The sequence below is a fragment of the Allobosea sp. UC22_33 genome, from assembly GCF_042700715.1.
GTDB lineage: Bacteria > Pseudomonadota > Alphaproteobacteria > Rhizobiales > Beijerinckiaceae > Allobosea.
Genome location: NZ_CP170556.1, coordinates 942,965 through 966,554, shown reverse-complemented (window position 1 = coordinate 966,554; position 23,590 = coordinate 942,965). Strand labels below are relative to the sequence as shown.

23 protein-coding genes and 1 riboswitch are annotated in these 23,590 nt (G+C 67.1%); of the genes, 16 read left to right on the top strand and 7 right to left on the bottom strand.

The annotated features are described in order from the left end of the window. Positions 1-35 precede the first annotated feature (35 nt). The 7 genes from ACFJGT_RS04535 (at position 36) to ACFJGT_RS04505 (ending at position 7,519) form a co-directional block, all read left to right on the top strand. Positions 36-3,491: a chromosome segregation SMC family protein gene (locus ACFJGT_RS04535; RefSeq protein ID WP_377846315.1), complete on the top strand. Its 3,456-nt coding sequence runs from the start codon at positions 36-38 to the stop codon at positions 3,489-3,491. 286 nt (positions 3,492-3,777) lie between these two features. After that, a complete protein-coding gene (locus ACFJGT_RS04530; RefSeq protein ID WP_265058296.1) occupies positions 3,778-4,128 on the top strand; it encodes an AtpZ/AtpI family protein in 351 nt (116 codons plus the stop codon). 42 nt (positions 4,129-4,170) lie between these two features. Then, on the top strand, positions 4,171-4,932 hold the full coding sequence (locus ACFJGT_RS04525; protein WP_377846312.1) for a F0F1 ATP synthase subunit A: 762 nt from the start codon (positions 4,171-4,173) through the stop codon (positions 4,930-4,932). A 65-nt stretch (positions 4,933-4,997) separates the two neighbouring features. After that, positions 4,998-5,225, top strand: a complete 228-nt coding sequence (locus ACFJGT_RS04520; RefSeq protein ID WP_038360954.1) for a F0F1 ATP synthase subunit C — start codon at positions 4,998-5,000, stop codon at positions 5,223-5,225. Between the two features lie 131 nt (positions 5,226-5,356). Next, a complete protein-coding gene (locus ACFJGT_RS04515) occupies positions 5,357-5,926 on the top strand; it encodes a F0F1 ATP synthase subunit B' (RefSeq protein ID WP_377846310.1) in 570 nt (189 codons plus the stop codon). Positions 5,927-5,937: 11 nt separating this feature from the next. Then, on the top strand, positions 5,938-6,414 hold the full coding sequence (locus ACFJGT_RS04510) for an ATP F0F1 synthase subunit B (RefSeq protein ID WP_173047713.1): 477 nt from the start codon (positions 5,938-5,940) through the stop codon (positions 6,412-6,414). 298 nt (positions 6,415-6,712) lie between these two features. Continuing rightward, complete coding sequence (locus tag ACFJGT_RS04505) at positions 6,713-7,519, top strand: dienelactone hydrolase family protein (RefSeq protein WP_377846307.1); 807 nt, start codon at positions 6,713-6,715, stop codon at positions 7,517-7,519. A gap of 170 nt (positions 7,520-7,689) precedes the next feature. Here ACFJGT_RS04505 and ACFJGT_RS04500 read toward each other — a convergent pair whose 3' ends face one another. From ACFJGT_RS04500 to ACFJGT_RS04470, 7 genes are all read right to left on the bottom strand, one after another. After that, positions 7,690-8,949, bottom strand: coding sequence for a murein L,D-transpeptidase (locus tag ACFJGT_RS04500; protein WP_377846305.1), 1,260 nt, complete (start codon positions 8,947-8,949; stop codon positions 7,690-7,692). Between the two features lie 126 nt (positions 8,950-9,075). After that, the gene (gcvPB, locus tag ACFJGT_RS04495; protein ID WP_377846303.1) at positions 9,076-10,647 is read right to left on the bottom strand and encodes an aminomethyl-transferring glycine dehydrogenase subunit GcvPB; all 1,572 of its coding nucleotides are present in this window, start codon (positions 10,645-10,647) and stop codon (positions 9,076-9,078) included. Continuing rightward, on the bottom strand, positions 10,647-11,987 hold the full coding sequence (gcvPA, locus tag ACFJGT_RS04490; protein WP_377846301.1) for an aminomethyl-transferring glycine dehydrogenase subunit GcvPA: 1,341 nt from the start codon (positions 11,985-11,987) through the stop codon (positions 10,647-10,649). The genes gcvPB and gcvPA overlap by 1 nt, the downstream gene beginning before the upstream one ends. Positions 11,988-12,146: 159 nt before the next feature. Beyond that, a complete protein-coding gene (gcvH, locus tag ACFJGT_RS04485) occupies positions 12,147-12,521 on the bottom strand; it encodes a glycine cleavage system protein GcvH (protein ID WP_377846299.1) in 375 nt (124 codons plus the stop codon). A 35-nt stretch (positions 12,522-12,556) separates the two neighbouring features. Then, complete coding sequence (gene gcvT / locus ACFJGT_RS04480; RefSeq protein ID WP_377846297.1) at positions 12,557-13,711, bottom strand: glycine cleavage system aminomethyltransferase GcvT; 1,155 nt, start codon at positions 13,709-13,711, stop codon at positions 12,557-12,559. A gap of 162 nt (positions 13,712-13,873) precedes the next feature. Continuing rightward, positions 13,874-13,964: riboswitch (glycine riboswitch) on the bottom strand. Between the two features lie 76 nt (positions 13,965-14,040). Then, entirely contained in the window at positions 14,041-14,646 is a 606-nt protein-coding gene (locus ACFJGT_RS04475) for a hypothetical protein (RefSeq protein ID WP_377846295.1), read from the bottom strand. Then, positions 14,643-15,161 (bottom strand): invasion associated locus B family protein, encoded by a 519-nt coding sequence (locus ACFJGT_RS04470; RefSeq protein ID WP_377846293.1) that lies wholly within the window; start codon positions 15,159-15,161, stop codon positions 14,643-14,645. The genes ACFJGT_RS04475 and ACFJGT_RS04470 overlap by 4 nt, the downstream gene beginning before the upstream one ends. Before the next feature lie 337 nt (positions 15,162-15,498). Between ACFJGT_RS04470 and coxB the strand changes: the two genes are divergently transcribed. From coxB to thrC, 9 genes are all read left to right on the top strand, one after another. Beyond that, on the top strand, positions 15,499-16,377 hold the full coding sequence (coxB, locus tag ACFJGT_RS04465; protein WP_377846291.1) for a cytochrome c oxidase subunit II: 879 nt from the start codon (positions 15,499-15,501) through the stop codon (positions 16,375-16,377). Between the two features lie 19 nt (positions 16,378-16,396). Beyond that, positions 16,397-18,019, top strand: coding sequence for a cytochrome c oxidase subunit I (ctaD, locus tag ACFJGT_RS04460; RefSeq protein ID WP_377846289.1), 1,623 nt, complete (start codon positions 16,397-16,399; stop codon positions 18,017-18,019). 141 nt (positions 18,020-18,160) lie between these two features. Beyond that, positions 18,161-19,105, top strand: coding sequence for a heme o synthase (locus ACFJGT_RS04455; RefSeq protein ID WP_377846287.1), 945 nt, complete (start codon positions 18,161-18,163; stop codon positions 19,103-19,105). Further along, entirely contained in the window at positions 19,102-19,275 is a 174-nt protein-coding gene (locus tag ACFJGT_RS04450) for a hypothetical protein (protein ID WP_377846285.1), read from the top strand. Before ACFJGT_RS04455 ends, ACFJGT_RS04450 begins: the two co-directional genes overlap by 4 nt. Further along, on the top strand, positions 19,275-19,886 hold the full coding sequence (locus ACFJGT_RS04445) for a cytochrome c oxidase assembly protein (RefSeq protein ID WP_377846283.1): 612 nt from the start codon (positions 19,275-19,277) through the stop codon (positions 19,884-19,886). The genes ACFJGT_RS04450 and ACFJGT_RS04445 overlap by 1 nt, the downstream gene beginning before the upstream one ends. 53 nt (positions 19,887-19,939) lie before the next feature. Further along, complete coding sequence (locus ACFJGT_RS04440; RefSeq protein ID WP_377846281.1) at positions 19,940-20,800, top strand: cytochrome c oxidase subunit 3; 861 nt, start codon at positions 19,940-19,942, stop codon at positions 20,798-20,800. 143 nt (positions 20,801-20,943) lie between these two features. Further along, entirely contained in the window at positions 20,944-21,318 is a 375-nt protein-coding gene (locus tag ACFJGT_RS04435) for a DUF983 domain-containing protein (RefSeq protein ID WP_377846279.1), read from the top strand. After that, the gene (locus tag ACFJGT_RS04430; protein WP_377846277.1) at positions 21,315-22,082 is read left to right on the top strand and encodes an SURF1 family protein; all 768 of its coding nucleotides are present in this window, start codon (positions 21,315-21,317) and stop codon (positions 22,080-22,082) included. The genes ACFJGT_RS04435 and ACFJGT_RS04430 overlap by 4 nt, the downstream gene beginning before the upstream one ends. A 71-nt stretch (positions 22,083-22,153) precedes the next feature. Next, entirely contained in the window at positions 22,154-23,569 is a 1,416-nt protein-coding gene (thrC, locus tag ACFJGT_RS04425) for a threonine synthase (RefSeq protein ID WP_377846275.1), read from the top strand. The last annotated feature ends 21 nt before the right edge of the window (positions 23,570-23,590 follow it).

Below are 23,590 nucleotides of genomic sequence, written 5' to 3'. Positions count from 1 at the left end.
CCCCCAAGGGGAGAAGGAAGAAAGCTGGCGCGCCCATGCATCTGACGCGCCTCAAGCTCGCCGGCTTCAAGACCTTCGTCGAGCCGACCGAATTCCCGATCGAGCCGGGGCTGACCGGCGTCGTCGGCCCCAATGGCTGCGGCAAGTCCAATCTCGTCGAAGCGCTGCGCTGGGTGATGGGCGAAAGCTCGTTCAAGAACATGCGCGGCTCGGGGATGGACGACGTCATCTTCGGCGGCTCGGGCGAGCGCCCGGCCCGCAACATGGCCGAAGTTTCGCTCACCCTCGACAACAGCGACCGCAAGGCGCCGGCCGCCTTCAACGAAGCCGATGTGCTGGAGGTCACCCGCCGGATCGAACGCGAGGAAGGCTCGACCTACCGCATCAACGGCAAGGAGGTGCGGGCCAAGGACGTGCAGCTCCTCTTCGCCGATGCCGCGACCGGCGCGCGCTCCCCGGCCCTCGTCCGGCAGGGGCAGATCAGCGAGATCATCTCGGCCAAGCCGCAATCGCGCCGCCGCATACTGGAGGACGCCGCCGGCATCGCCGGCCTGCACAGCCGCCGCCACGAGGCGGAACTGCGCCTGCGTGGGGCCGAAGACAACCTGACCCGGCTGGAGGACGTGCTCGGCGAGATCGACGGGCAGATCGACGCGCTCCAGAGGCAGGCGCGGCACGCCGGGCGCTATCGCAGCCTCGCTTCCGATATCCGCCGGGCCGAGGCGATTCTCGCGGTCATCGCCCTGCACGACGCCCGCGCCCAGGAGGCGCAGGCTGCCCATGTCCTCGAAGAGGCCGTGCGCGGCGTCGCCGACCAGACCGGGCTCCAGGCCGAGGCCGCCAAAAGGCAGGCCATCGCCGCCCATGAGTTGCCGGCGCTGCGCGAGGGCGAGGCGACAGCCGCCGCGGCACTGGTGCGGCTGAAGCGCGGGCTGGACGAGCTCGAAGCCGAGAATCGTCGGACGCGCCAACGCACTGAGGAACTCGGCAAGCGCCTCGCCGAATTGCAGGCCGATCTGTCGCGGCAGCAGAGCGTCGGCCGCGACGCCTCCGAGAGCCTTGCCCGGCTGGCGGCAGAGGATGCAGCACTCGCCCTGGAAGGCGATGGCGCCGGATCGGGTGCGGACGCCGCAACGGCGGCACAGCGCGCCGCGGAAGCCGCCCTCGCAGTGGCCGAAGCCGAGCAGGCGGCCGCACAGACCGCGCTGTCCGATCTTGCCGCAAGGCGCGGCGCTTTGGAACGCTCGTTGCGCGAGGCGCGAGAGCGGCAGGACCGCGCCGGAGCCGAACGCGACAAGCTGCGGCGCGAGCTCGAAATCCTCGACGCATCCGATGCAAAGACGCTGCTCGACAGGCTGCGCGAAGCGCTGATCACTGCCGAGAAGACGCTGAAGAGCGTCGAGGCGGATGTCGTCGCAGCACGCGCAGCCGTCGCCTCGACGCGCGAGCGCGAGGCTGCGCAGCGGGGCCCGCTTGCTGAAGCAGACCGCCGGGCGCAACGCCTGGACACCGAGATCGGCACGTTGCGCAAGCTGCTGGCGCCGGCGGCGGGCGACCGCTGGCCGGCGGTCCTGGAAGCCGTCAGCGTCGCCAAGGGCTACGAAATCGCGCTCGGCGCCGCACTCGGCGACGATCTCGACGCATCGACCGAGGCGAACGCCCCCGCCCATTGGGACGATACCGGCGAAGGCCAGGGCGATCCCGCCCTGCCCGCTGGCGCCGAGCCGCTGCTCGCCCATGTCACGGCACCGGCGGCGCTGCGGCGGCGGCTGGCGCAGATCGGCGTCGTCACACGCGACGGGGGTGACGCCCTGCGGGGCGCATTGAAGCAGGGCCAGATCCTGGTGTCGCAGGCGGGCGATCTCTGGCGCTGGGACGGGTTCACCAGCGCGGCCGATGCGCCCTCGCCCGCGGCGCGACGGCTATCGGAGAAGAATCGCCTTGCCGACCTCGAACGCGAGGCGAAAGCAGCGCGAGAGGCGGCAGAGGCCGCGCGCCAGGCTCTGGAGGCCGTGAGCGCCGAGGCGCGGCAGGCGGCCCAGGCCGAAAGCGGCACGATCGAGGCCGCGAAGCAGGCCCGGCGCGGCGTCGACCAGGCTCGCGAGCAACTGACCATCGCCGAACGCAAGGCGGCGGAGACGCTGGTCAAGCGCTCGACGCTCGCGGAAGCGATCAAACGCCTCGGCCAGACCGTGTCGGAAGCCGCGCAGCAGGTCGCGGCGCAGGAGACGGGCCTGTCCACCCTGCCTGCTTCCGCCGAGCTGGAAAACACCTTGCTCAAGGCCCGTGTGCTGCTCGGCGAGGCCCGCGCCGCTGCCTCCGACGCGCGAGCGCGGGTCCAGACCCTGGCGCGGGAGGGGGACTTGCGCGCCCGCCGCCGCGAGACCATCGCCGCCGATATCAAGGCCTGGAAGCAGCGTATGGCTGCCAGTCTTCAGAGCGCCGAGGAGACGCGGCGCCGAATCGAAGCCGCCAGCGCCGAACAACAGACGCTTCTCGAAGCGCCCGACACCTTCCTGATCGAGCGGCGGCGCATCGTCGCCGAGATCGAGCAGGCCGAAGCCGCGCGCCGGGACGCTGCCGACAGGCTGGCTTCCGGCGAAACGGCTCTGGCGGAGGCCGACCGGCAGGCACGGATCGCTCTCGAAGGCCTGTCCGGCGCCCGCGAGCGCCGCGCCTCGGCCGAAGCGCGGCTCGAAGCCGCCCGCCAGCGGGTCAGCGACATTATCCGGCAGATCGAGGATGGGCTCGAGACCGGGCTCGACGGCTTGCAGGCGATCGCCGGAATCAAGCCGGGCGATGCGCTGCCGGAGCCCGAGGCGATCGAGCGCCGCCTCGCCAATCTCAAGGGCGAGCGCGAGCGGCTCGGCGCCGTCAACCTGCGCGCCGAGGACGAATTGACCGAGGTGAAGGCCAAGCGCGAAGGCCTCTCCAGCGAGCGCGACGACCTGACCGAGGCGATCCGGCGCCTCCGGCAGGCGATCGGCGCGCTCAACCGCGAAGGGCGCGAGCGGCTGATCGCCGCCTTCGACGTCGTCAACGGGCATTTCCAGCGGCTGTTCGGCGTGCTGTTCGGCGGCGGCGAGGCGGAGCTCAAGCTGGTGGATTCGGACGATCCGCTCGATGCGGGACTGGAGATCTTCGCGCGTCCGCCTGGCAAGAAGCCGCAAGTGATGACGCTGCTTTCCGGCGGCGAACAGGCGCTGACCGCGACCGCCCTGATCTTCGCGGTGTTCCTGACCAATCCCTCGCCGATCTGCGTGCTCGACGAGGTCGATGCGCCGCTCGACGACGCCAATGTCGAGCGCTACTGCGACCTGCTCGTCGACATGGCCCGCAATACCGAGACCCGCTTCATCCTGATCACGCACAACCCGATCACCATGGCGCGGATGGAGCGGCTCTTCGGGGTGACCATGGCCGAGCGTGGCGTCAGCCAGATGGTCTCGGTCGATCTCGCGACGGCTGAACGCATCCGCGAGGCGGGATAAGACGGCCCGGAGCGGGCCGATCATCCCCAAAAACCTAGCCGGGAGCCGCCGCGTCCCGCTGAAAAAATGCCACATTCGGTCCCGCAATGCGGCAAGATTGTCGCAGTTTGCCGGAATTTATAGATATTCCAATGCGTTAGGCATTATCCACCTGCCTTGACAGCGCCGGGGGCTGCCAATAAAGGAGGCCGTGCTGACGACGGCTCGATGCGCGGGTTTGGTCGTGGTTATAGTGGTTTTTCGCCGGATCGCGGCGTAAACGCGATCAAGACGGAGAACCAAGACCATGTCCGAACCTGACCCAAACGCCTCAGACTCGGAGTTGCGCGCAAGACTGGGCTCCCTGAAATCCGCGATCAAGCGGGCGGAGGAGAGCGAAAAGCCGGGCGCGAGCCCGGTTGGAGAGGACAAGGCCCTTGCGGGCGCGATGTCCTCAGGTTTTCGCGCCGCGACGGATCTCGCAGGTGGCATCATCGCAGGCGCCCTGATCGGGTACCTCGGCGACCGGTGGCTGGGAACGTCCCCGTTCCTGCTGATCGCCTTCCTGGTGATCGGAGCCATCGCGGGCTTCAGATCCGTCTATCGGCTCGGTTCGCGTCCGACCTCCGGGTCGAAGGGCGGCCCGAAGGCGAATTGATCGAAAGGCAGCCCTTGCGGCTGCGCGACGAGGAACGAGACCATGGCGGCCGGCGGCGGAATCGATCCGATCCACCAATTCCACATCACGAATCTCGTTGAGCTGAAGCCGCTCGGCATCAACCTGTCGTTCACCAACACCTCGCTGTGGATGGTGATCGTGCTCGCCGTCGTCTCGGCGATCATGATCTACGGCTCGAGCCAGCGTGCGGTCGTTCCCGGCCGCCTGCAGTCGCTCGCCGAGATGACCTACGAATTCGTCGCCTCCACGCTGACAGGCGTGATGGGCAAGGAAGGCATGAAGTTCTTCCCGTTCGTGTTCTCGCTGTTCATGTTTGTGCTGGCCAGCAACATGCTGGGCATGATCCCCGGCTCGTTCACCGTCACCAGCCAGATCATCGTCACCGCCGCCTTCGCCGTGCTCATCATGAGCGTCGTCGTGATCTACGGCGTCATGAAGCATGGCAGCCATTTCCTCGGCCTGTTCGTGCCGTCGGGCGTGCCCGGCTGGCTCCTGCCCTTCATCGTGCTGATCGAGGTCGTGTCCTTCCTGTCGCGCCCGGTTTCGCTCAGCTTGCGTCTGTTCGGCAACATGCTGGCCGGCCATATCGCGCTCAAGGTGTTCGGCGGCTTCGTCGTCGCGCTGATCGCCGCGGGTGGCGCTGCGACCATCATCGCGCCGCTGCCGCTGCTGCTGGCGGTCGCGCTCACCGCGATGGAGTTCCTTGTCGCCTTCCTGCAGGCCTATGTCTTCGCGATCCTGACCTGCGTCTATCTCAACGACGCGCTGCACCCCGGCCACTGAGGCCAAGGGCAGCGCTCGCGAGAGTTCATCCCACCCCGTCAAAAGTTCCACACTGGAGAAAGACCATGGATCCTGTTGCAGCCAAGTTCATCGGCGCCGGCCTCGCCTCGCTCGGCATGGGCCTCGCCGCCATCGGCGTCGGCACCATCTTCGGCAACTTCCTCTCGGGCGCCCTGCGCAACCCGTCGGCGGCTGACGGCCAGTTCCCGCGCGCCTTCATCGGCGCGGCGCTCGCCGAAGGTCTGGGCATCTTCGCGTTCGTCGTCGCGCTCGTCCTGCTCTTCGTGGTCTGACGCTTTCGTCGACCGCTTTCTCGTCGCGCGTCAGGGCCATCCGGCCAAGCGCGCGACGGTTTCCTATCTTCAGCGCTGAAAGGCACGCTATGCCGGTTCGATCTTCAGGGTTCGCGCGAAAAGGATGGCCTGTGGCTGTCGCCTCGTTCGCTGCTCTGCTGGCGGGTGCGGCGCAGGCTGCCACTCCGGGCCTGAGCGGCGAGAAGGCCTCCTTCCCGCCCTTCGACCCCGCGCATTTCGCCAGCAACCTGTTCTGGCTCGCGATCACCTTCGGCGCCCTGTACTGGCTGATGTCCAAGGTCGCGCTGCCGCGCCTCGGCTCGATCCTGGAAGAGCGCGCCGAGACGATCGGCCGCGATCTCGACCAGGCCACCGCGATGCAGGCCAAGGCCGAGGACATGGCGCAGGCCTATGAGAAGGCCCTCGGCGAAGCCCGCAAGAACGCCCAGGGCATCGCCCAGACGGCGCGCGAGGCCGGTGCCAAGGCCAGCGACGCCCAGCGTCATGCGACCGAGGCCGAGCTTGCCGCCAAGATGGCGCAGGCCGAGGCGACCATCGCCAAGACCAAGACCAAGGCGATGGGCAATGTCCGCGATCTCGGCAGCGACATCGCCGCCGCCATCGTCACCAAGCTGACCGGTCAGGCTCCCAGCGCCACCGAGGCGTCGGCTGCCGTCGACCAGGCCCTGACGCGCGGCTGAGGAGAGATCAGATGGATACTTTCTGGGTCGGCGTCGCCCTCGTCATCTTCCTGGCCATCCTGGTCAAGTTCGGCGTGCCGGGCGCGATCGTGAAGGCGCTCGACGCTCGCGGCGAGAAGGTCGCGCAGGAGCTGGCGGAAGCCCGCCGCCTGCGTCAGGAGGCCGAGAAGCTGCTCGCCGAGTACGATGCCAAGCGCAAGGCCGCCGAGGCCGAAGCCGCCGAGATCGTCTCCTCCGCCAATGACGAGGCCAAGCGCCTCGCGGCGGAAGCCGAGGCCAAGCTCGCCGATTTCGTCGCCCGCCGGACCAAGGCGGCCGAGGAGAAGATCGCGCAGGCCGAGAGCCAGGCCGAGGCCGAGGTTCGCGCCGCGGCTGCGGAGGCCGCCACCAAGGCCGCCGAGACGATCCTGCGCGGCCAGATGGCCGGCAAGGCCGGTGAAGCCGCCTTCGCTGCGGGACTGAACGAGATCAAGGCCAAGCTCAACTGAGCCTGCAGCCGATCGTTACGAAGTTTGACGCCGCGCCCGCAAGGACGCGGCGTTTTTCTTTGGTCCTCTCCCGCCAAAGTCGGGGTGCAGGGTGAGATCGTTCTGCTCATCCACAGCCTCTGATTTCCGGCCAAACCACCGCGTCATCCCGGACAAACTGCGCAGCAGCGCAGATCCGGGATCCATCGGGGGGCTCGGGAGCTTTACGATGGATCCCGGGTCAAGCCCGGGGTGACGGCGTGTTTCCGAGAGCAGCCGGCACGCGTTCATTGAGCATTTGGTCGCCGAGGGGTTTGGGATGATCGGTTCTCTTGTTCGTGCTCTTGTCGTCACCATGCTCCCGTTTGCTGCGGCAGCGGCCCCCCCAAGCGCCTTCGAGAAGGTGAGCTTTCCGTCGCGCGATTCACGCGAACTCGTCGGCTGGCTGGCGCGGCCGACGGGAGCAGGCCCCTTCCCCGTCGTCATCGGGCTGCATGGCTGCGCCGGGCTTTATGCGCGCTCGGGCGAGATCAATGCCCGCGAAAGCGACTGGTCCCAGCGCCTGACCGGCGCGGGCTACGCCGTGCTCCTCGTCGACAGCTTCGGGCCACGCGGCATCAAGGCGCTCTGCAACGAGCGCGAGCGCTCGCTGACGCCGGCCGGCCGCGCCCGCGATGCCTTCGCCGCCATCGACTGGCTGGAGAAGCAGGGCTTTGCCGCGAAGCAGCGCATCGCCTTGATCGGCTGGTCGAATGGCGGCTCGACGGCCTTGCGCGTCGCTGGTGCGCCTGAAGCGAAGCGCCTGCGCCATGTCATCGCCTTCTATCCCGGCTGCCGCGTCATCCTGAAGCGTGGCTGGCAGGCGCAGACCGATACCGCGATCTTCCAGGGCCTGGCCGATGACTGGACGCCGGCTGCGCCTTGCGAGGAGCTGGCCCGCAGCGGCGGGGCACGCTTCGTCGGCTTCCCCGGCGCCTATCACGATTTCGACCATCCGAGCCTGAAGCTGCGCGAGCGCAAGGCGGCCTATTCGCAGCGGCCCGACGGCATGGTCACGATCGGCAGCGATCCGAAGGCTCGGGCGGAAGCGATCGACGCGGTGATGGCGATCCTGAAGCGGCCTTAGGCTGCGGGAGAAATCGCCCTTGTCATTCCGGGGCTCCGCGCAGTGAAGAACCCGGCACCCACGACCGGGTGCGTCGCTCGCAACCGAACACCTGATGTCTGACCCGGTCGTGGATTCCGGGTTCGCGCCTGCGGCGCGCCCCGGAATGACAAGCCCGGAGCTCGAAGGCCTTAGTTGCTGGCGGTCGCCGTCGCGGCCGGCCGATTGCCCGAGGCTGCCATTGGCGCCGCTGCAGGCCTTGCCGGCGGAACAACGGCCGCCTTGGGCTTCGGCTTGCGCGGCTGGATCGTCGAGGTGACGATGCCCTGCGGCGTGTCGAGCCCGTAGATGTCGTCGCGGAACTGGACCTGCCCGTCAGCGCCCTGCCAGCCGGTGAGATAGACCCAGGCGACGGGAACCTGCTTCTTCAGCGCGATGTTCTTGCGCTCGCCCTTGGCGATCTCGTCCTCGATCGACTGGCGGTTCCATTCCGAGCCTTCGAGCAGCCAGGCGGCGAGATCGCGCACGCCCTCGATGCGAGCGCAGCCTGAGGAGTTGAAGCGCACGTCATTGCGGAACAGCGTCTTCTTCGGCGTGTCGTGCATGTAGACCGCGTCGCTGTTGGGCATGTCGATCTTGAGCTGGCCCAGCGAGTTGGTCGGGCCAGGCTCCTGGCGCACGTAGAAATAGGGGTTTTTCAGCGTCGCCCAGTTCACGCTGGCCGGGTCGATTTCCTTGTTCTCGGCGCCGAGCAGCTTCATGTTCGACTTGGCGATGAAGCTCGGGTCCTTGCGCATATGCGGGATGATGTCGGCCTTCACGATCGACATCGGCACCGTCCAGTAAGGGTTCAGGTTGACCGAGGAGATGTTGGCCTGGATCACCGGCGAGGGCCGGTCCGCACGGCCGACGATCGCGAGATGGCGCTGGGCGACCGTGCCGTTCTCGACCGCCTCGACGCTGGCGCCGGGGATATTCACCACGACATAGCGGCTGGCGAAGTTGAAGCCGTTGCCCTTGAGGCGCTCCAGCGTCGCAGTGAGCTGGTTCAGGCGCAGTTCCACCGGCGTGTTCATCGCCTTGAGGGTCAGGCGGCCGACCGTGCCGAGATCCGATAGGCCGTGGCGGCGCTGGAAGCGCTTCACCGCCTCCGTGACGTTGGCATCGTAGACGTCGCCGGCGATAGCCTCAGGCGCGAGGTCCCCGCTGGCGAGCAGGCGCTGCTTCAGCGCGACGACATCGGCGCCTTGCGAATCCGGCTTCAGGGACGCGGCGCTTGCCGGCACCTTGGGCCAGCCCCCGCGACCGGCGACGTCCTCATGAGCGATCAGGGCTTCGAGCGTGCGGTCATAGGTGTTCGGGCCGTAGCTCGGCTCGTTGGCACGAACGAGCGCTGTCGAGGCCAGCAAAGCAGCAGCCGCGAGAGCGAGGATGGAGGGACGCGCAGACATGAAAACCCCCGGGCCGCACAGAGCGGCACCGGGGGATCATTCCGCGACATGGTCAAGGAATGCTTAAGAACCTGCCAGCGCCCTTCACCATGCTGACGAATGTCGTCAGCATGGCCGAAAGGCGCCTTACTCCGCCGCCTTGGCCGGAGCCGGCTTTTCCCATTTCAGCACCGGCGAGCGGGCGGCGCGGGTCTCGTCGAGGCGGCGGATCGGGGCGTGATGCGGGGCGCTGGTGAAGCGCTCCTTGTCGTTGCCCTTGGCCGCGATGGCGAGGTCGCGCAGCGTCGCGATGAAGAGATCGAGCGCCGCCTTCGATTCCGACTCGGTCGGCTCGATCAGCATGGCGCCATGGACGACGAGCGGGAAATACACCGTCATCGGGTGGTAGCCCTCGTCGATCATCGCCTTGGCGAAATCGAGCGTCGAGACGCCCGAGCCCTTCAGCCATTCGTCGTCGAACAGCACTTCGTGCATCGACGGGTGATCCGGGAAGGGCAGCGACATCAGGTCGCTCAAGCCCGCGCGGATGTAGTTCGCGTTCAGAACCGCATCCTCGGAAGCCTGGCGCATGCCGTCCGAGCCGTGGCTGAGCATGTAAGCCAAAGCGCGGACATACATGCCCATCTGGCCGTGGAAGGCGGTCATGCGGCCGAAGGGCTGGTTGCCCGCTGGCGCTTCATCGCGCGACTCGATCAGATGCGGCTTGCCGTTCTCGACATGGATGAAGGGCACCGGCGCGAAGGGCGCCAGACGCTCGGAGAGCACGACCGGGCCGGCACCGGGACCGCCGCCGCCATGGGGCGTCGAGAAGGTCTTGTGCAGGTTGATGTGCATGGCATCGACGCCGAGATCGCCCGGGCGGGCCTTGCCGACGATCGCGTTGAAGTTGGCGCCGTCGCAGTAGAAATAGGCGCCGGCCTCATGCATCGCCGCGGCGATCTCGACGATCTGCGGCTCGAAGATGCCGCAGGTGTTCGGGTTGGTCAGCATGATCGCGGCGACCTCGGGCCCGAGCAGGGCCTTGACGTCCTCGACCGCGACGGTGCCGTCCGGACGGGCGGGAACCGAGCGCACCGAGAAGCCGATCAGGGCAGCCGTCGCCGGGTTGGTGCCATGAGCCGATTCGGGGACGAGCACGACATTGCGGGTCGCGCCCTCGCCCTTGGCGGCAATGGCGGCCTTGATCGCCATCATGCCGCAGGCCTCGCCATGGGCGCCGGCCTTGGGCGACAGCGCCACGGCCGGCATGCCGGTCAGCGTCATCAGATAGCGGGAAAGCTCCAGCATCAGGTCGAGCGCGCCGGGCACGGTCGAGGTCGGCTGCAGCGGATGCACGTCGGAGAAGCCCGGAAGCCGCGCCATCTTCTCGTTGAGGCGGGCATTGTGCTTCATCGTGCAGGAGCCGAGCGGGAAGAGCCCGGTATCGATGCCGTAGTTCTTCTGGCTGAGGCGCACGTAGTGGCGCATCGTCTCGGGCTCGGAGAGGCCGGGCAGGCCGATCTGCTCCTTACGGGCATGCTTGCCGAGGCGCGACTTGAAGGGCGCGGGCTTGTCGATGTCGACGCCGGTCGCCTCGTGATGGCCGATCTCGAAGATCAGCGGCTCGATCTGCTGGAGAGCCTTGTTGCCGGTGAAGGTGAGGTGCTCCTCATGCGAGGCCTCGCCGGCCTGGGTGGGACGTCCCTGACGGTTCAACATCACAGCACCTCCACGAGCGCCGCCACGAGGGCCGCCCGGTCTTCATCGGTATTCACCTCGGTCGAGGCGATGATCAGCAGGTCGTCCAACCCGGCCTTGGGCAGGAGCCGCGAGACGGGGACGCCGGCCAGGATACCCCTGGCGGCGAGCACCTCGACGACCTCGGCGGCGGGCTTCTTCAGCTTCACGGTGAACTCGTTGAAGAAGCTGTCGTTCAGCACGGTCACGCCTTCGACGCCCGCGAGCGCGTCGGCGAGCTTCACGGCATTGGCGTGGTTCACCTCGGCGAGACGGGCGAGGCCAGCCTGGCCCAGCAGCGTCATATGGATGGTGAAGGCCAGCACACAGAGGCCGGAATTGGTGCAGATGTTCGAGGTCGCCTTGTCGCGGCGGATATGCTGCTCGCGGGTCGAGAGCGTCAGCACGAAGCCGCGCTGGCCGGTCGAATCGACCGTCTCGCCGCAGAGCCGGCCCGGCATCTGGCGGATATATTTCGACTTGGCGGCAAAGAGGCCGACATAGGGGCCGCCGAAGTTCAAGGCATTGCCGATCGACTGGCCCTCGCCGACGACGATATCGGCATCCTGGGCGCCCGGGGGCACGACGGCGCCGAGCGAGACGACCTCGGTGAAGACCGCGATCAGCAGCGCGCCATGGGCATGGGCCTTCTCGGCGATCGGCTTCAGGTCGCGCAGGTTGCCGAACACGTCCGGCGACTGGACGACGACGCAGGAGGTGCTGTCGTCGATCTGGGAGAGGATGTCCTCGCTGGCCGAGACGTCGGGTTTCAGGACCACGACGTCGTCATTGGCCATCTCGGAGAGGGTCTCGACGACCGCGGTGTAATGCGGGTGGAGGCCGCCGGAGAGCACCGCCTTGCGGCGCTTGGTGACGCGATGCGCCATCAGCACGGCCTCGCCGGTGCCGGTCGAGCCGTCATACATCGATGCGTTGGCGACCTCCATGCCTGTCAGCGCCGCGACCTGGGTCTGGAACTCGAAGAGATATTGCAGCGTGCCCTGCGCGATCTCGGGCTGGTAGGGCGTGTAGCTGGTCAGGAATTCCGAGCGCTGGATGAGGTGATCGACCGTCGCCGGGACATGGTGCTTGTAAGCGCCGGCGCCGACGAAGAAGGGCACGGCCGAGGCGGCGGTGTTCTTGCCGGCCATCTTGCCCAGGATGCGCTCGACCTCGAGCTCGCCCTTGGCGCGGGGCAGATCGACCGGGGCCTTCAGCAGCTTGCCGGCCGGCACATCGCTGAACAGCGCGTCGACATCGGAAACGCCGATCCGCGCGAGCATGTCCTCGCGGTCGGTATCGGTGAGCGGGAGATAGCGCATGGGGTGATTCCGTTTCGGAGTGTCATTCCGTGCGCGCTGCGGCATGGAATGCCGTTGCGCAGACACGGGATCGCATGACGGGAAGGCGCCTCTTTCGGAAGACGGTCCCGCATCTGCGCCGCAGCACTTCGTGCCGCGGCGCGTGCGGGATGACGCCCGTCAGAGCGACTTCACGTAGTCCTGGTACTCGGCCTCGCCCATCAGGGCGTCGAGCTCGGCCTTGTCCTTGATCCTGATCTTCAGGAACCAGCCCTTGCCGGCCGGGTCCTCGTTGACGGTGCCCGGCGCGGCCTCGAGCTCGCCATTGACCTCGACGACCTCGCCGGAGACCGGGGCATAGACCTCGGACGCGGCCTTCACGCTCTCGACCACGGCAGCTTCGCCGCCCTTGGACAGCGCCTTGCCGACGCTCGGGAGCTCGACGAAGACGACGTCGCCGAGCTGGCCTTGCGCGTAGTCGGAGATGCCGACGGTGCCGACGTCACCCTCGATGCGGATATATTCGTGGTCCTTGCTGTAGCGGGTCTCGGCCATGGTTTCCTCCTGGCGTCAGTTGTCCGGAAAAGGGTTCAGCGCTTGTAGCCGTTCGGCACGAAGGGCATCGTCGCCACGACGGCCGGCAGCGGCTTGCCGCGCACGATCAGGTTGAGCTGCGTGCCCGGCGCGGAATGGGCCTTGGCGACATAGCCCATGGCGCAGGGGCCGTTGAGCGTCGGGCCGAAACCGCCGGATGTCACGACGCCGATCACCTCGCCCTCGGGCGTTGCGATCTCGGTGCCCTCGCGAGCCGGGGCGCGACCTTCCGGCTTCAGGCCGACGCGGATCCGCGAGACGCCCTCGGCCAATTCGCGCTGGACGCGCGCGGCGCCCGGAAAACCGCCCTCCTCGCGACGGCGCTTCTGGATCGACCAGTTGAGCGCGGCCTCGATCGGCGAGGTCGTGGTGTCGATGTCATGGCCGTAGAGGCACAGGCCGGCTTCGAGGCGCAGCGAATCGCGGGCGCCGAGACCGATCGGCTTGACGGTGCCGTCGAGCAGCAGCGTATCCCAGATCTCGCCAATCCTGTTGGCGGCGGCGGAGATCTCGTAGCCGTCCTCGCCGGTATAGCCGGAGCGGCTGACATTGGCCTTGATGCCGGCGACCTTCATGGTGCGCGAGGACATGAAGCCCATCTCGGCCGCTTCGGGGGCGATTTTCGCGAGCGCCGCCTCGGCGCCAGGGCCCTGCAGCGCAATCAGGCCGCGATGCTCGGCCTTGACCAGCTTCACATTGGCCGGCAGGCGCGCCTCGATATGGGCGTAGTCGGCATCCTTGCAGGCGGCGTTGACGACGACATAGAGCGCGCCGTCCTCGTCGGGATCGATCGAGCGCGTCACCATCAGGTCGTCGAGGATGCCGCCCTCCTCGTTGAGGAGCTGCGAATAGCGCTGCTTGCCGGGAGCGAGATTGACGATATCGGCGGGGATCAGCGCTTCCAGCGCCCTGGCCGTGGTCTCGTGATCGGGGCCGATCAGGAAGCACTGCCCCATATGCGAGACGTCGAAGAGACCGGCCTTCTCGCGCGTCCAGTTATGCTCGGTCAGGATGCCCGCGGGATACTGCACCGGCATGTCGTAGCCGGCGAAGGGCACCATGCGGGCGCCGAGCGCGACATGTCGCGCATGGAGCGGGGTCTTCAGCGGCGCGGCAGCGCCGGCGGTGTCGGTATTGGCCTCGGCAGCCATGGCATGCCCCTCCCAGAGTCAAGCGCAAGCCCCGGACGATAGTGTCCGGAACGCGCCCCCTCTGTCTCGGCACCTGAGAGATTTCCCCATCCGACCCATGAGATCGGACAAGTTACACCCGTCGGTGGGCGGGCATCGCTGCCCGCCGCTTTCCAGAGCGCCAAATCCCCAGCGGCCCTTTTGCCTGAGCGTTTCCGGGGCGGTTGCGCCTTCGGCGCCGGGCTCGAAGCCCGGTCTCTCCCGCGGGGATATGCGGCTTGGGCACAGATACAAGACGCGCCGACTGAGTCAATCGGCGCGCCGCCCTCTTTCACGGCAAAGCAGCTTTCTCAGCGGCGCCGGCGTGCCGGCGCAGCAGCCCCGCCGCCGCCCAGGCTGACGAAGATCTCGACATCGCCCTGGCCGGCCGGCACCATGATGCCATCCTCGACATGGACGAAATCGGCGCCGCTCAGACCGGACGGAATCGCCGCGCCGACACGGGCGCTGCGCTTGCCGATGACCTTGTTCGCGCGCGTCACGGTGGTAGTCAGGGTCGCGCCGTAATTGCCCGGGCTGCCGGCAGGGCCAAGCAGCACCCTGCCCTCGACGCCGACCTTGAGGTTGAAGGCGCCGTTGCCCGTCGTCGTGCACTGGCGCGCGACGTTGGCGATCGAGATCTGGTAGCGCAGGCCGCTCGAATCCTGCCCTGCCTGCGCGCGGATCGCGGCACCGCCATCGGCAATGATGACCTCGGGGCACACCAGAGCCCCATCCTCGTCGTCCTTCGGCAGCTGATCAGCCGGCGGCGGCGTCGCGGACTGGAACATGATGACGTTGAGCGCGGTGTTGCCCGCGGAAGAGGACGAGCCCGAGCTCGAGCCGCAGCCGGCAAGGCCGAGGCACAGCAGCGGCAGGGCGAGCCAGCGGCCCCCACGAAGAGTTTGATCGATCACGGCAGCGCCTCCACACCCGGGCCGAAGCCATTGAGGGAGACGGGCACGCCCACCCCCTCTTCCGGCGTCTGGAATACGATGAAAGTCGCGCTCTTGCCGCCCTTGAGCTGGCCAAGCAGAGCGTCGTCCATGACGACCTCCGCCACGCAACCGGTGGTCAGGCAGCGCACGAAGCCGGCGCGGCCGATATCCTTGTCGTCGATCTTGAGGCCGAGGCCGGAAGGCAACAGCACGCCGAGCGGGGCGACGACGCGCAGGAGCCGGCTCTTCTGGTCGGCCGTCTTCAACACGATGACGAGAAGCGTCAGATTCGGACGATCCTCCGCCGCGACGTTCTGGACGAGCGCGCATTGCTCCGCCTTGGCGCCCGGGGGCACCTCGCAGCGCATCTGCCAGTCGCCATGTGTGGAGCGCACCGCGCCCTGCGCGAAAGCGGAGCCGGCGGCGAGGCTCGTCCCCATGAGCGCCAGCGCCAGGGCACCGAGCGCTCCGATGATCCTCATCATCCCTGCCATCCCTTCCAAACCGGACTTAGAAACCGCAGCAGGAGCGCAGAATTCAGGCAAAACGCCGACCGCGCCAGAGAATCCCGCTGCCTCTCAACATAAAACGCGTTCGGACCATGCAGGTCCGGTCCTGTCAAGGCGGCATGGCGGCTCGGTGCGCGCGTCAAGGCCTCGTGCGATTATGCCGCACGGTCGTTGGGGGCAGTCGTCATTGTCCCACTGGCGCAAGCGCGATCTTTGATTTATCGCAATCTCGAAGAATGAGGCGACTTCGCGGTCGCCCCTTCATGCGTGGGGCAAAGCCGGTCGGCTCCCAGGCAAGTCGATTGAGGAGCATGTCGGATCGATGCGATTTCTGAGCAGGACCTTTGCAACAGCGGCCGCCACGGCCCTTGCCGTCGCAGCGCTGGCGACCGTCCCGGCGATCGCCGGCACCGGCATGCCGTCTCCCTGGCAGATGAACCTGCAGGGCGCGGTCACCCCCGTCGCCGAGTTCATCCACTGGTTCCATGACTGGCTGAACATCATCATCACCATCGTCACGCTCTTCGTGCTGGCGCTGATGATCTATGTCGTCTTCCGCTTCAACGAGAAGGCGAACCCGGTCCCCTCCAAGACCACGCATAACGCGCTCCTCGAAGTGTGCTGGACCGTGATCCCGGTTCTCATCCTCGTCGTGATCGCGATTCCCTCCTTCCGCCTGCTCAAGCTGCAGCTCGAGGTGCCGCAGGCCGACATGACCCTGAAGGTCACCGGCAACCAGTGGCGCTGGACCTACGAGTATCCGAAGGAGAACGGCGGCTTCACCTTCGATTCGCTGATGCTGAACGAAGAGGATCGCGCCAAGGCGATCGCCAGCAAGCGCATCGCCGAGGCCGAGGCGCCCCGCCTGCTCGCCGTCGACAACGAGGCCGTGATCCCGGTCGGCAAGATCGTCCGCGTCCAGGTCACCGCTTCCGACGTCATCCACAAGTTCACGGTCCCGTCCTTCGGCATCAAGATCGACGCCATTCCCGGCCGCCTGAACGAAACCTGGTTCAAGGCCGAGCGAGAGGGCATCTATTACGGCCAGTGCTCGTTCATCTGCGGCCAGGACCACGCCTATATGCCGATCGCCGTCCGCGTCGTCAGCCAGGAGCGCTACACCGCCTGGCTCGCGGAAGCGAAGCAGAAATTCGCCAATGCCGAAGACGCGGGCAGCAAGTTCGCTGCCGCGTCCAAGTAAGTCGCCGAGGAGAAGAACGATGGCAACAGCGGCTCACGCCCACGGCCATGACGAGGCCCATCACGCCAATCCGACCGGATGGCGCCGGTGGCTCCTGTCGACCAACCACAAGGACATCGGCACGCTCTACCTGATCTTCTCGATCATGGCGGGCCTCGTCGGCGGCTTCCTCTCGATCATGATGCGCATCGAGCTGCAGCAGCCCGGCCTGCAGATCTTCGCCAACGGCCAGAGCTACAACGTCTTCGTCACCGGCCACGGCCTGATCATGATCTTCTTCATGGTCATGCCCGCCGTCATCGGCGGCTTCGGCAACTGGTTCGTGCCGCTGATGATCGGCGCGCCGGACATGGCCTTCCCGCGCATGAACAACATCTCGTTCTGGCTGACGGTCGCCGCCTTCATCCTGATGATCATCTCGATGTTCGTCGAGGGTGCGCCGGGCGCAAAGGGCGTCGGCACGGGCTGGACGGTCTATCCGCCATTCTCCACCGCCGGCCACCCCGGCCCGTCCGTCGATTTCGGCATCCTGTCGCTGCACCTGGCCGGTGCCGCATCGATCCTGGGCGCGATCAACTTCATCACCACGATCCTGAACATGCGCGCGCCGGGCATGACCATGCACCGCATGCCGCTGTTCGCCTGGGGCGTGCTGGTCACCGCCTTCCTGCTGCTGCTGTCGCTGCCCGTGCTGGCCGGCGCCATCACGATGCTGCTGACGGACCGCAACTTCGGCACGACCTTCTATGACCCGGCCGGCGGCGGCGACCCGATCCTGTACCAGCACCTGTTCTGGTTCTTCGGCCACCCCGAAGTGTACATCATGATTCTGCCGGCCTTCGGCATCGTCAGCCACATCATCTCGACCTTCTCGAAAAAGCCGATCTTCGGCTATCTCGGCATGGCCTATGCCATGGTCGCGATCGGCGTCGTCGGCTTCATCGTGTGGGCGCACCACATGTACACCGCCGGCCTGTCGCTCAACACGCAGCGCTATTTCGTGTTCGCGACGATGGTCATCGCGGTGCCGACCGGGATCAAGATCTTCTCCTGGATCGCGACGATGTGGGGCGGCTCGATCCGCTTCACCGCGCCGATGGTCTGGGCGATGGGCTTCATCTTCCTGTTCACCGTCGGCGGCGTCACCGGCGTCGTGCTGGCCAATGCCGGCGTCGACCGCTCGCTGCATGCGACCTATTACGTCGTGGCTCACTTCCACTACGTGCTGTCGCTGGGCGCCGTGTTCGGCATCTTCGCCGGCTTCTACTACTGGTTCCCGAAGATGAGCGGCTACGTGATTCCGGACTGGATCGGCCGTCTGCATTTCTGGGTCGCCTTCGTCGGCGCGAACCTGCTGTTCTTCCCGCAGCACTTCCTCGGCCTCGCCGGCATGCCGCGTCACTATGTCGACTATCCCGATGCCTTCGCGGGCTGGCATTTCTGGTCGTCGATCGGTTCCTACATCTTCGCCTTCGGCCTGGTGATCTTCTTCTACGGCCTCGTGGTCGCCTTCACGAAGAAGCAGCTCGCCGGCGACAATCCGTGGGGCGAAGGTGCGACGACGCTGGAATGGACCCTGTCCTCGCCGCCGCCGTTCCACCAGTTCGAGACCCTGCCGCGCATCACCGGCTCGGACCACTGAGATCATAGGCGGCGGGCCTCATGGCCCGCCGCCGCCCTTCCCCCGAGCGCCCCGAGGGCGTTCCGGAGATGGGCGGCAACCTGCCGCGAAGACCCAGCGCTCACGGGCGCGGTTCACAAGAGTACGAAGACGATTGGACTGATGTCTGCTGCGTTCGAAACCCGCACCGAGAGCCTGACAGCCTCCACCGGCGAAGCGCGCGATTTCTTCGCGCTGCTGAAGCCGCGCGTGATGTCGCTGGTCATCGTGACGGCGCTGACCGGCATGGCCACTGCACCGGGCTCGGTGCATCCCGTGCTCGGCCTCGCCGCGCTGCTCGCGATCGCGGTCGGGGCCGGCGCGTCCGGCTGCCTCAACATGTGGTACGACGCCGATATCGACGCGTTGATGAGCCGCACCGCCAAGCGGCCGATCCCGGCAGGCCGCATCCAGCCCTCGGAGGCGCTGGCCTTCGGGCTGACGCTCTCGGTCGGCTCGGTGCTGGTGCTCGGGCTCGTCGCGAACGCGCTGGCCGCGGCGATGCTCGCCTTCACGATCTTCTTCTACGCCGTCGTCTATTCGATGTGGCTGAAGCGCTGGACGCCGCAGAACATCGTGATCGGCGGCGCTGCCGGCGCCTTCCCGCCGATGATCGGCGAGGCCGTCGTGACCGGCGATTTCGGCTGGCACTCCATCGTGCTCTGCGCGATCATCTTCCTCTGGACCCCGCCGCATTTCTGGGCGCTGGCGCTGGTGAAGTCGGGCGACTATGCCCGCGCCGGCATCCCGATGATGCCGAATGTCGCCGGCCCGGCCGCGACGCGCCGGCAGATCGTGCTCTATTCGCTGATCATGGCCCCGGTCGCCGTCCTGCCGGCACTGATGGGCTTCGGCGGCCTGCTCTATCTCGCGGTCTCGGTCTCGACCGGCCTCGTCATGATCGCGCTGTCGATCCAGGTCTGGCTGCGGACAGAAGGTCCGGCCGCGACCAAGGCCTGCTGGTCGCTGTTCGGTTTCTCGATCCTCTATCTCTTCCTGCTGTTTGCCGTGCTGATCGTCGAGAACGGCTTCGGGCTGATGTGGGCCCTGCCCAAGGTGCTGGGATGAGCGATCAGCGTCCGCAGCAAACCACCCCCACCCCGTTCTCGCCCGAGGATATGGCGCGCCGCCGCCGCCGCTCGATTGCGCTGGCGCTGGTGCTCGGTGGTCTCGTGATCTTCTTCTTCGTGGTGACGCTGGTGAAGACCGGCCCCGCGATCCTGAACCGGCCGCTGTGATGACGGCGCCCGTTCCCCAGCAGCGCAAGGGCAATCCGGCGCGCATCGCGCTGATCTGCACCGGCGTCGCCTTCAGCATGCTCGGCGCGTCCTTCGCGGCGGTGCCGCTCTACGACCTGTTCTGCAAGGTCACCGGCTTCGGCGGGACGCCGATGATCGGCACGGCCGGCGCCGGCAAGATCCTCGACCGGACGATGGCGGTGCGCTTCGACGCGAATGTCGCGCCGGGGCTCGGCTGGAAATTCGAGGCGGAAAGCCCGGAGATCAAGGTCAGGGTCGGCGAGACCCAGACCGTGTTCTACAAGATGACGAATCGCTCGGACCGCACGGTCACGGGGATCGCGACCTACAATGTCGCCCCCGAGAAGGGCGCGGCCTATTTCGTCAAGATTCAGTGCTTCTGCTTCACCGAGCACACGCTGAAGCCCGGCGAGAGCTTCGAGGCGCCGGTGGTGTTCTATATCGACCCCGAAATCGCTGATAACCGCGAGCTCGACGGGGTGCACGCCATCACGCTGTCCTATACCTATTTCGCCTCCAAGTCGGGCCAGCCCGTCGCGGTGGACAAGGCCGGCCCCGTCAAGGGTGACGCGGGCAATCCGAAACTGTAGAACGCGCTAGAGCAAAAGCGCGAACAAGACGCCGTACGCGGAGACTGAATACGATGGCCGGGGCCCATACGAAGCACCACGATTACCACCTCGTCGATCCGAGCCCGTGGCCGCTCGTCGGCGCCGCCAGCGCGACGATCATGGCGATCGGCGCCGTGATGTGGATGAAGGCCATGTCGGTCGGCGGCATGCATCTCGGCCCGCTCGTCTTCGGCGTCGGCCTGCTCGGCGTGCTCTACACCATGCTCGCCTGGTGGATGGACGTGGTGCGCGAGGCCGAACGCGAAGGCCACCACACCCGCGTCGTTCAGATCCATCACCGCTACGGCATGATCATGTTCATCGCCTCCGAGGTGATGTTCTTCGTCGCCTGGTTCTGGGCCTATTTCGACGCCAGCCTCTTTTCCGGCGAGCACATCAACTATCTCCGCTACGAATTCACCGGCGGGCACTGGCCGCCGAAGGGCATCGAGACCTTCGATCCCTGGCATCTGCCGCTGCTCAACACGCTGATCCTGCTGACCTCGGGTACGACCGTGACCTGGGCCCACTACGCGCTGATCAACGACGATCGCGCCGGCCTGAAGCAGGCCCTGTGGCTGACCGTCATCCTCGGCGTGCTGTTCACGATCTGCCAAGCTTACGAGTATTCGCACGCCACGTTCGCCTTCAAGGGCAACATCTACGGCTCGACGTTCTTCATGGCGACGGGCTTCCACGGCTTCCACGTCATCATCGGCACGATCTTCCTGGCGATCTGCCTGTACCGGGCCTATCTCGGCCACTTCAAGCCGAACCAGCATCTCGGATTCGAATTCGCCGCCTGGTACTGGCACTTCGTCGACGTGGTCTGGCTGTTCCTGTTCGCCGCGATCTATGTCTGGGGCGCGGGCGCGCCTGCCGCCGGACACTGACCCAACGCCCCGCCGCGCCCTCGCGGTATCGTCTGACGAAAGGCGGCCGCGAGGCCGCCTTTCCTGCTTGTATCCGTTGATTTTGCATCGCCTTTCCCGAAAACCGCATTCCACGTTTCGGGCCGATGCTTTGGGAGGCTGCAATGGCCGGTCCTGAACCCACGCTCCCCTCCCCTTACGCCACAGGGCTCGCGGGCCGCTGTCCGCGTTGTGGCGAGGGCGCGCTGTTCGACGGCTTCCTGAAGCTCAAGCCGCGCTGCAGCGCCTGCGGGCTCGACTATAAATTCGCCGATTCGGCCGATGGCCCGGCCGTCTTCATCATGCTGATCGCCGGCTTCATCGTGCTGGGTGCGGCACTCTATGTCGAAATCGCCTATGAGCCGCCGATCTGGCTGCACCTCATGATCTGGATGCCCTTGGCCATCGTGCTCTGCCTCGGCCTGCTCAGGCCGATGAAGGGGCTGGCGGTCGCCCTGCAATACGCCCACAAGGCCGAGGAAGGCAGGCGCAAGCCGTGACCGCCGTGTCGACACCCGCCCCGCGCAAGCCCGGCCTGCTGCTGCCGACGCTGCTGACCGTCGCCGGCACGCTGGTGCTGTGCATGCTCGGCACCTGGCAGATCCAGCGGATGGACGAGAAGCACGCCTATATCGAACGCCTGCAGCGCGAGGCTGCCGGCAAACCCGCACCGATGCCGCCGAGCGCCGACTGGGCCAAGCTCGACCCGGCCACACTCGACCTGACCCATGTCGTCGCCAAAGGCAGCTATGTCGACGACCGCATCGCCGGGGTACGCACCACCATCGCCGCCGGCCCGCCCGGCAGCCGTCAGCTCTCCGGCTTCGGGCGCTGGATCTTCCAGGCCTTCAAGCTGGAGGATGGCGGTATCGTTTTGGTCAATCGCGGCTTCGTGCCGGAAGGCCGGCTCGGCCAGATCGGCGCAGCCAGCGGCCCCGACACGATCAATGGGTTCCTGCGCGCGCCGGAAACCCGCAACAGCTTCACACCGCAGGACCTGCCGGCGATCCGCGAATTCTACACGCGCGACCCCGCCGGGATCGCAGCCTCCCTCGGCCAGCCGCCGGCGCCGTTCTATCTGGAAGCCGCGCGCGAGGGCGACGGCATGACGCCGCCGGCCGGCGTCGATGTGCGCGAGCTGATCGCCCGCATTCCGGACAATCACCTGCAATATGCGCTGACCTGGTTCGGATTGGCGCTGACGCTGCTCGGGGTGTTCGCGGCCTGGGTCTGGCAGACGCGGAAGGGTGCGGCGGCAAGCTGAGCGCGCAACGGTTTTGCCGAATGCGCCGGACCGGCCTATAGCATCAGGCTGAGACCACCGAGGCCAAGATCGTGCTGCATGTTTCCACCCGGGGTGAAGCCCCGGCGCTGAGCTTTTCCGACGCATTGCTGACCGGGCTCGCCCGCGACGGCGGGCTCTACCTGCCGCAGAGCTGGCCCAAACTCTCCGCCACGGAGATCGCCGGTTTCGCCGGAAAGCCCTACACCGCCGTGGCCGAGCGCGTGCTCGGCGCCCTCACCGACGGCGATATCGAGAGCGGCGCGCTTTCGGGCATGATCGATCAGGCCTATGCCGGCTTCCGCCATCCGGCCGTCTGCCCGCTGACGCAGATCGGCGACAATCTCTTCGTGCTGGAGCTGTTCCACGGCCCGACGCTCGCCTTCAAGGACGTGGCGATGCAATTGCTCGGGCGCCTGATGGACCATGTGCTGGGCCAGCGCGGCCAGCGTGCCACCATCGTCGGCGCGACCTCGGGCGACACTGGCGGGGCGGCCATCGACGCCTTCAAAGGGCTGAAGAGCGTCGATGTCTTCATCCTCTATCCTGAGGGACGCGTCTCGGACGTGCAGCGCCGGCAGATGACGACGGTCGATGCCGACAATGTCCACGCCATCGCGGTCGAGGGCACCTTCGACGATTGCCAGAACCTCGTGAAGGCGATGTTCAACCATCACGCCTTCCGCGACGAGATCGGGCTCTCCGGCGTCAACTCGATCAACTGGGCGCGCATCGCCGCGCAGGTGGTCTATTACTTCACGGCGGCGGTCTCGCTGGGCGGGCCCGGCCGCAAGGTCTCCTTCACGGTGCCGACCGGCAATTTCGGCGACATCCTCGCCGGCTGGGTCGCCAAGCAGATGGGCCTGCCGATCGAACGGCTGGGCATTGCGACCAACAGCAACGACATCCTGGTGCGCACGCTCGAAACCGGCGCCTACGAGATGCGCGGCGTGGCGGCGACCACTTCGCCCTCGATGGACATCCAGATCTCCTCGAATTTTGAGCGCCTGCTGTTCGAGGCCCATGGCCGCGACGGCGCAGCCGTCCGCCGGCTGATGCAGTCGCTGCAGCAATCCGGCCGTTTCGAGATCGCCGATGCCGCGCTCCAGCGCATCCGCAGCGAGTTCGACGCAGCATCGCAGAGCGAAGACCAGATCGCCCACGAGATCAGGAAGAGCTGGACCGAGGCCGGCTACCTGCTCGACCCGCATACCGCGATCGGCGTCGGCGCTGCGCGGCAGGCGTTGCAGCGCGATCCCGCAACGCCGATGATCGTGCTCGGCACGGCCCATCCCGCCAAGTTCCCGGCCGCAGTGAAGGCGGCAAGCGGCATCGAGCCGGCGCTTCCCGCCCATCTCGCCGACCTGATGGAGCGCAAGGAACGCACGGCGCTGCTGCCGAACGATCTCGGCGCGATCGAGACCTTCGTGCGCGAGCATGCACGCGCCGTGCGCGGAGCAGCAGCGTGAGCGCGACCCCTCCGGCCGAGG

Bases quoted from the DNA above. Each gene is read 5' to 3' on its own strand.
- ACFJGT_RS04535 (WP_377846315.1), top strand. From the start codon at position 36: ATGCATCTGACGCGCCTCAAGCTCGCCGGCTTCAAGACCTTCGTCGAG.
- ACFJGT_RS04530 (WP_265058296.1), top strand. From the start codon at position 3,778: ATGTCCGAACCTGACCCAAACGCCTCAGACTCGGAGTTGCGCGCAAGA.
- ACFJGT_RS04525 (WP_377846312.1), top strand. From the start codon at position 4,171: ATGGCGGCCGGCGGCGGAATCGATCCGATCCACCAATTCCACATCACG.
- ACFJGT_RS04520 (WP_038360954.1), top strand. From the start codon at position 4,998: ATGGATCCTGTTGCAGCCAAGTTCATCGGCGCCGGCCTCGCCTCGCTC.
- ACFJGT_RS04510 (WP_173047713.1), top strand. From the start codon at position 5,938: ATGGATACTTTCTGGGTCGGCGTCGCCCTCGTCATCTTCCTGGCCATC.
- ACFJGT_RS04505 (WP_377846307.1), top strand. From the start codon at position 6,713: ATGATCGGTTCTCTTGTTCGTGCTCTTGTCGTCACCATGCTCCCGTTT.
- ACFJGT_RS04500 (WP_377846305.1), bottom strand. From the start codon at position 8,949: ATGTCTGCGCGTCCCTCCATCCTCGCTCTCGCGGCTGCTGCTTTGCTG.
- gcvPB (WP_377846303.1), bottom strand. From the start codon at position 10,647: ATGTTGAACCGTCAGGGACGTCCCACCCAGGCCGGCGAGGCCTCGCAT.
- gcvPA (WP_377846301.1), bottom strand. From the start codon at position 11,987: ATGCGCTATCTCCCGCTCACCGATACCGACCGCGAGGACATGCTCGCG.
- gcvH (WP_377846299.1), bottom strand. From the start codon at position 12,521: ATGGCCGAGACCCGCTACAGCAAGGACCACGAATATATCCGCATCGAG.
- gcvT (WP_377846297.1), bottom strand. From the start codon at position 13,711: ATGGCTGCCGAGGCCAATACCGACACCGCCGGCGCTGCCGCGCCGCTG.
- ACFJGT_RS04470 (WP_377846293.1), bottom strand. From the start codon at position 15,161: ATGGCAGGGATGATGAGGATCATCGGAGCGCTCGGTGCCCTGGCGCTG.
- coxB (WP_377846291.1), top strand. From the start codon at position 15,499: ATGCGATTTCTGAGCAGGACCTTTGCAACAGCGGCCGCCACGGCCCTT.
- ctaD (WP_377846289.1), top strand. From the start codon at position 16,397: ATGGCAACAGCGGCTCACGCCCACGGCCATGACGAGGCCCATCACGCC.
- ACFJGT_RS04455 (WP_377846287.1), top strand. From the start codon at position 18,161: ATGTCTGCTGCGTTCGAAACCCGCACCGAGAGCCTGACAGCCTCCACC.
- ACFJGT_RS04450 (WP_377846285.1), top strand. From the start codon at position 19,102: ATGAGCGATCAGCGTCCGCAGCAAACCACCCCCACCCCGTTCTCGCCC.
- ACFJGT_RS04445 (WP_377846283.1), top strand. From the start codon at position 19,275: ATGACGGCGCCCGTTCCCCAGCAGCGCAAGGGCAATCCGGCGCGCATC.
- ACFJGT_RS04440 (WP_377846281.1), top strand. From the start codon at position 19,940: ATGGCCGGGGCCCATACGAAGCACCACGATTACCACCTCGTCGATCCG.
- ACFJGT_RS04435 (WP_377846279.1), top strand. From the start codon at position 20,944: ATGGCCGGTCCTGAACCCACGCTCCCCTCCCCTTACGCCACAGGGCTC.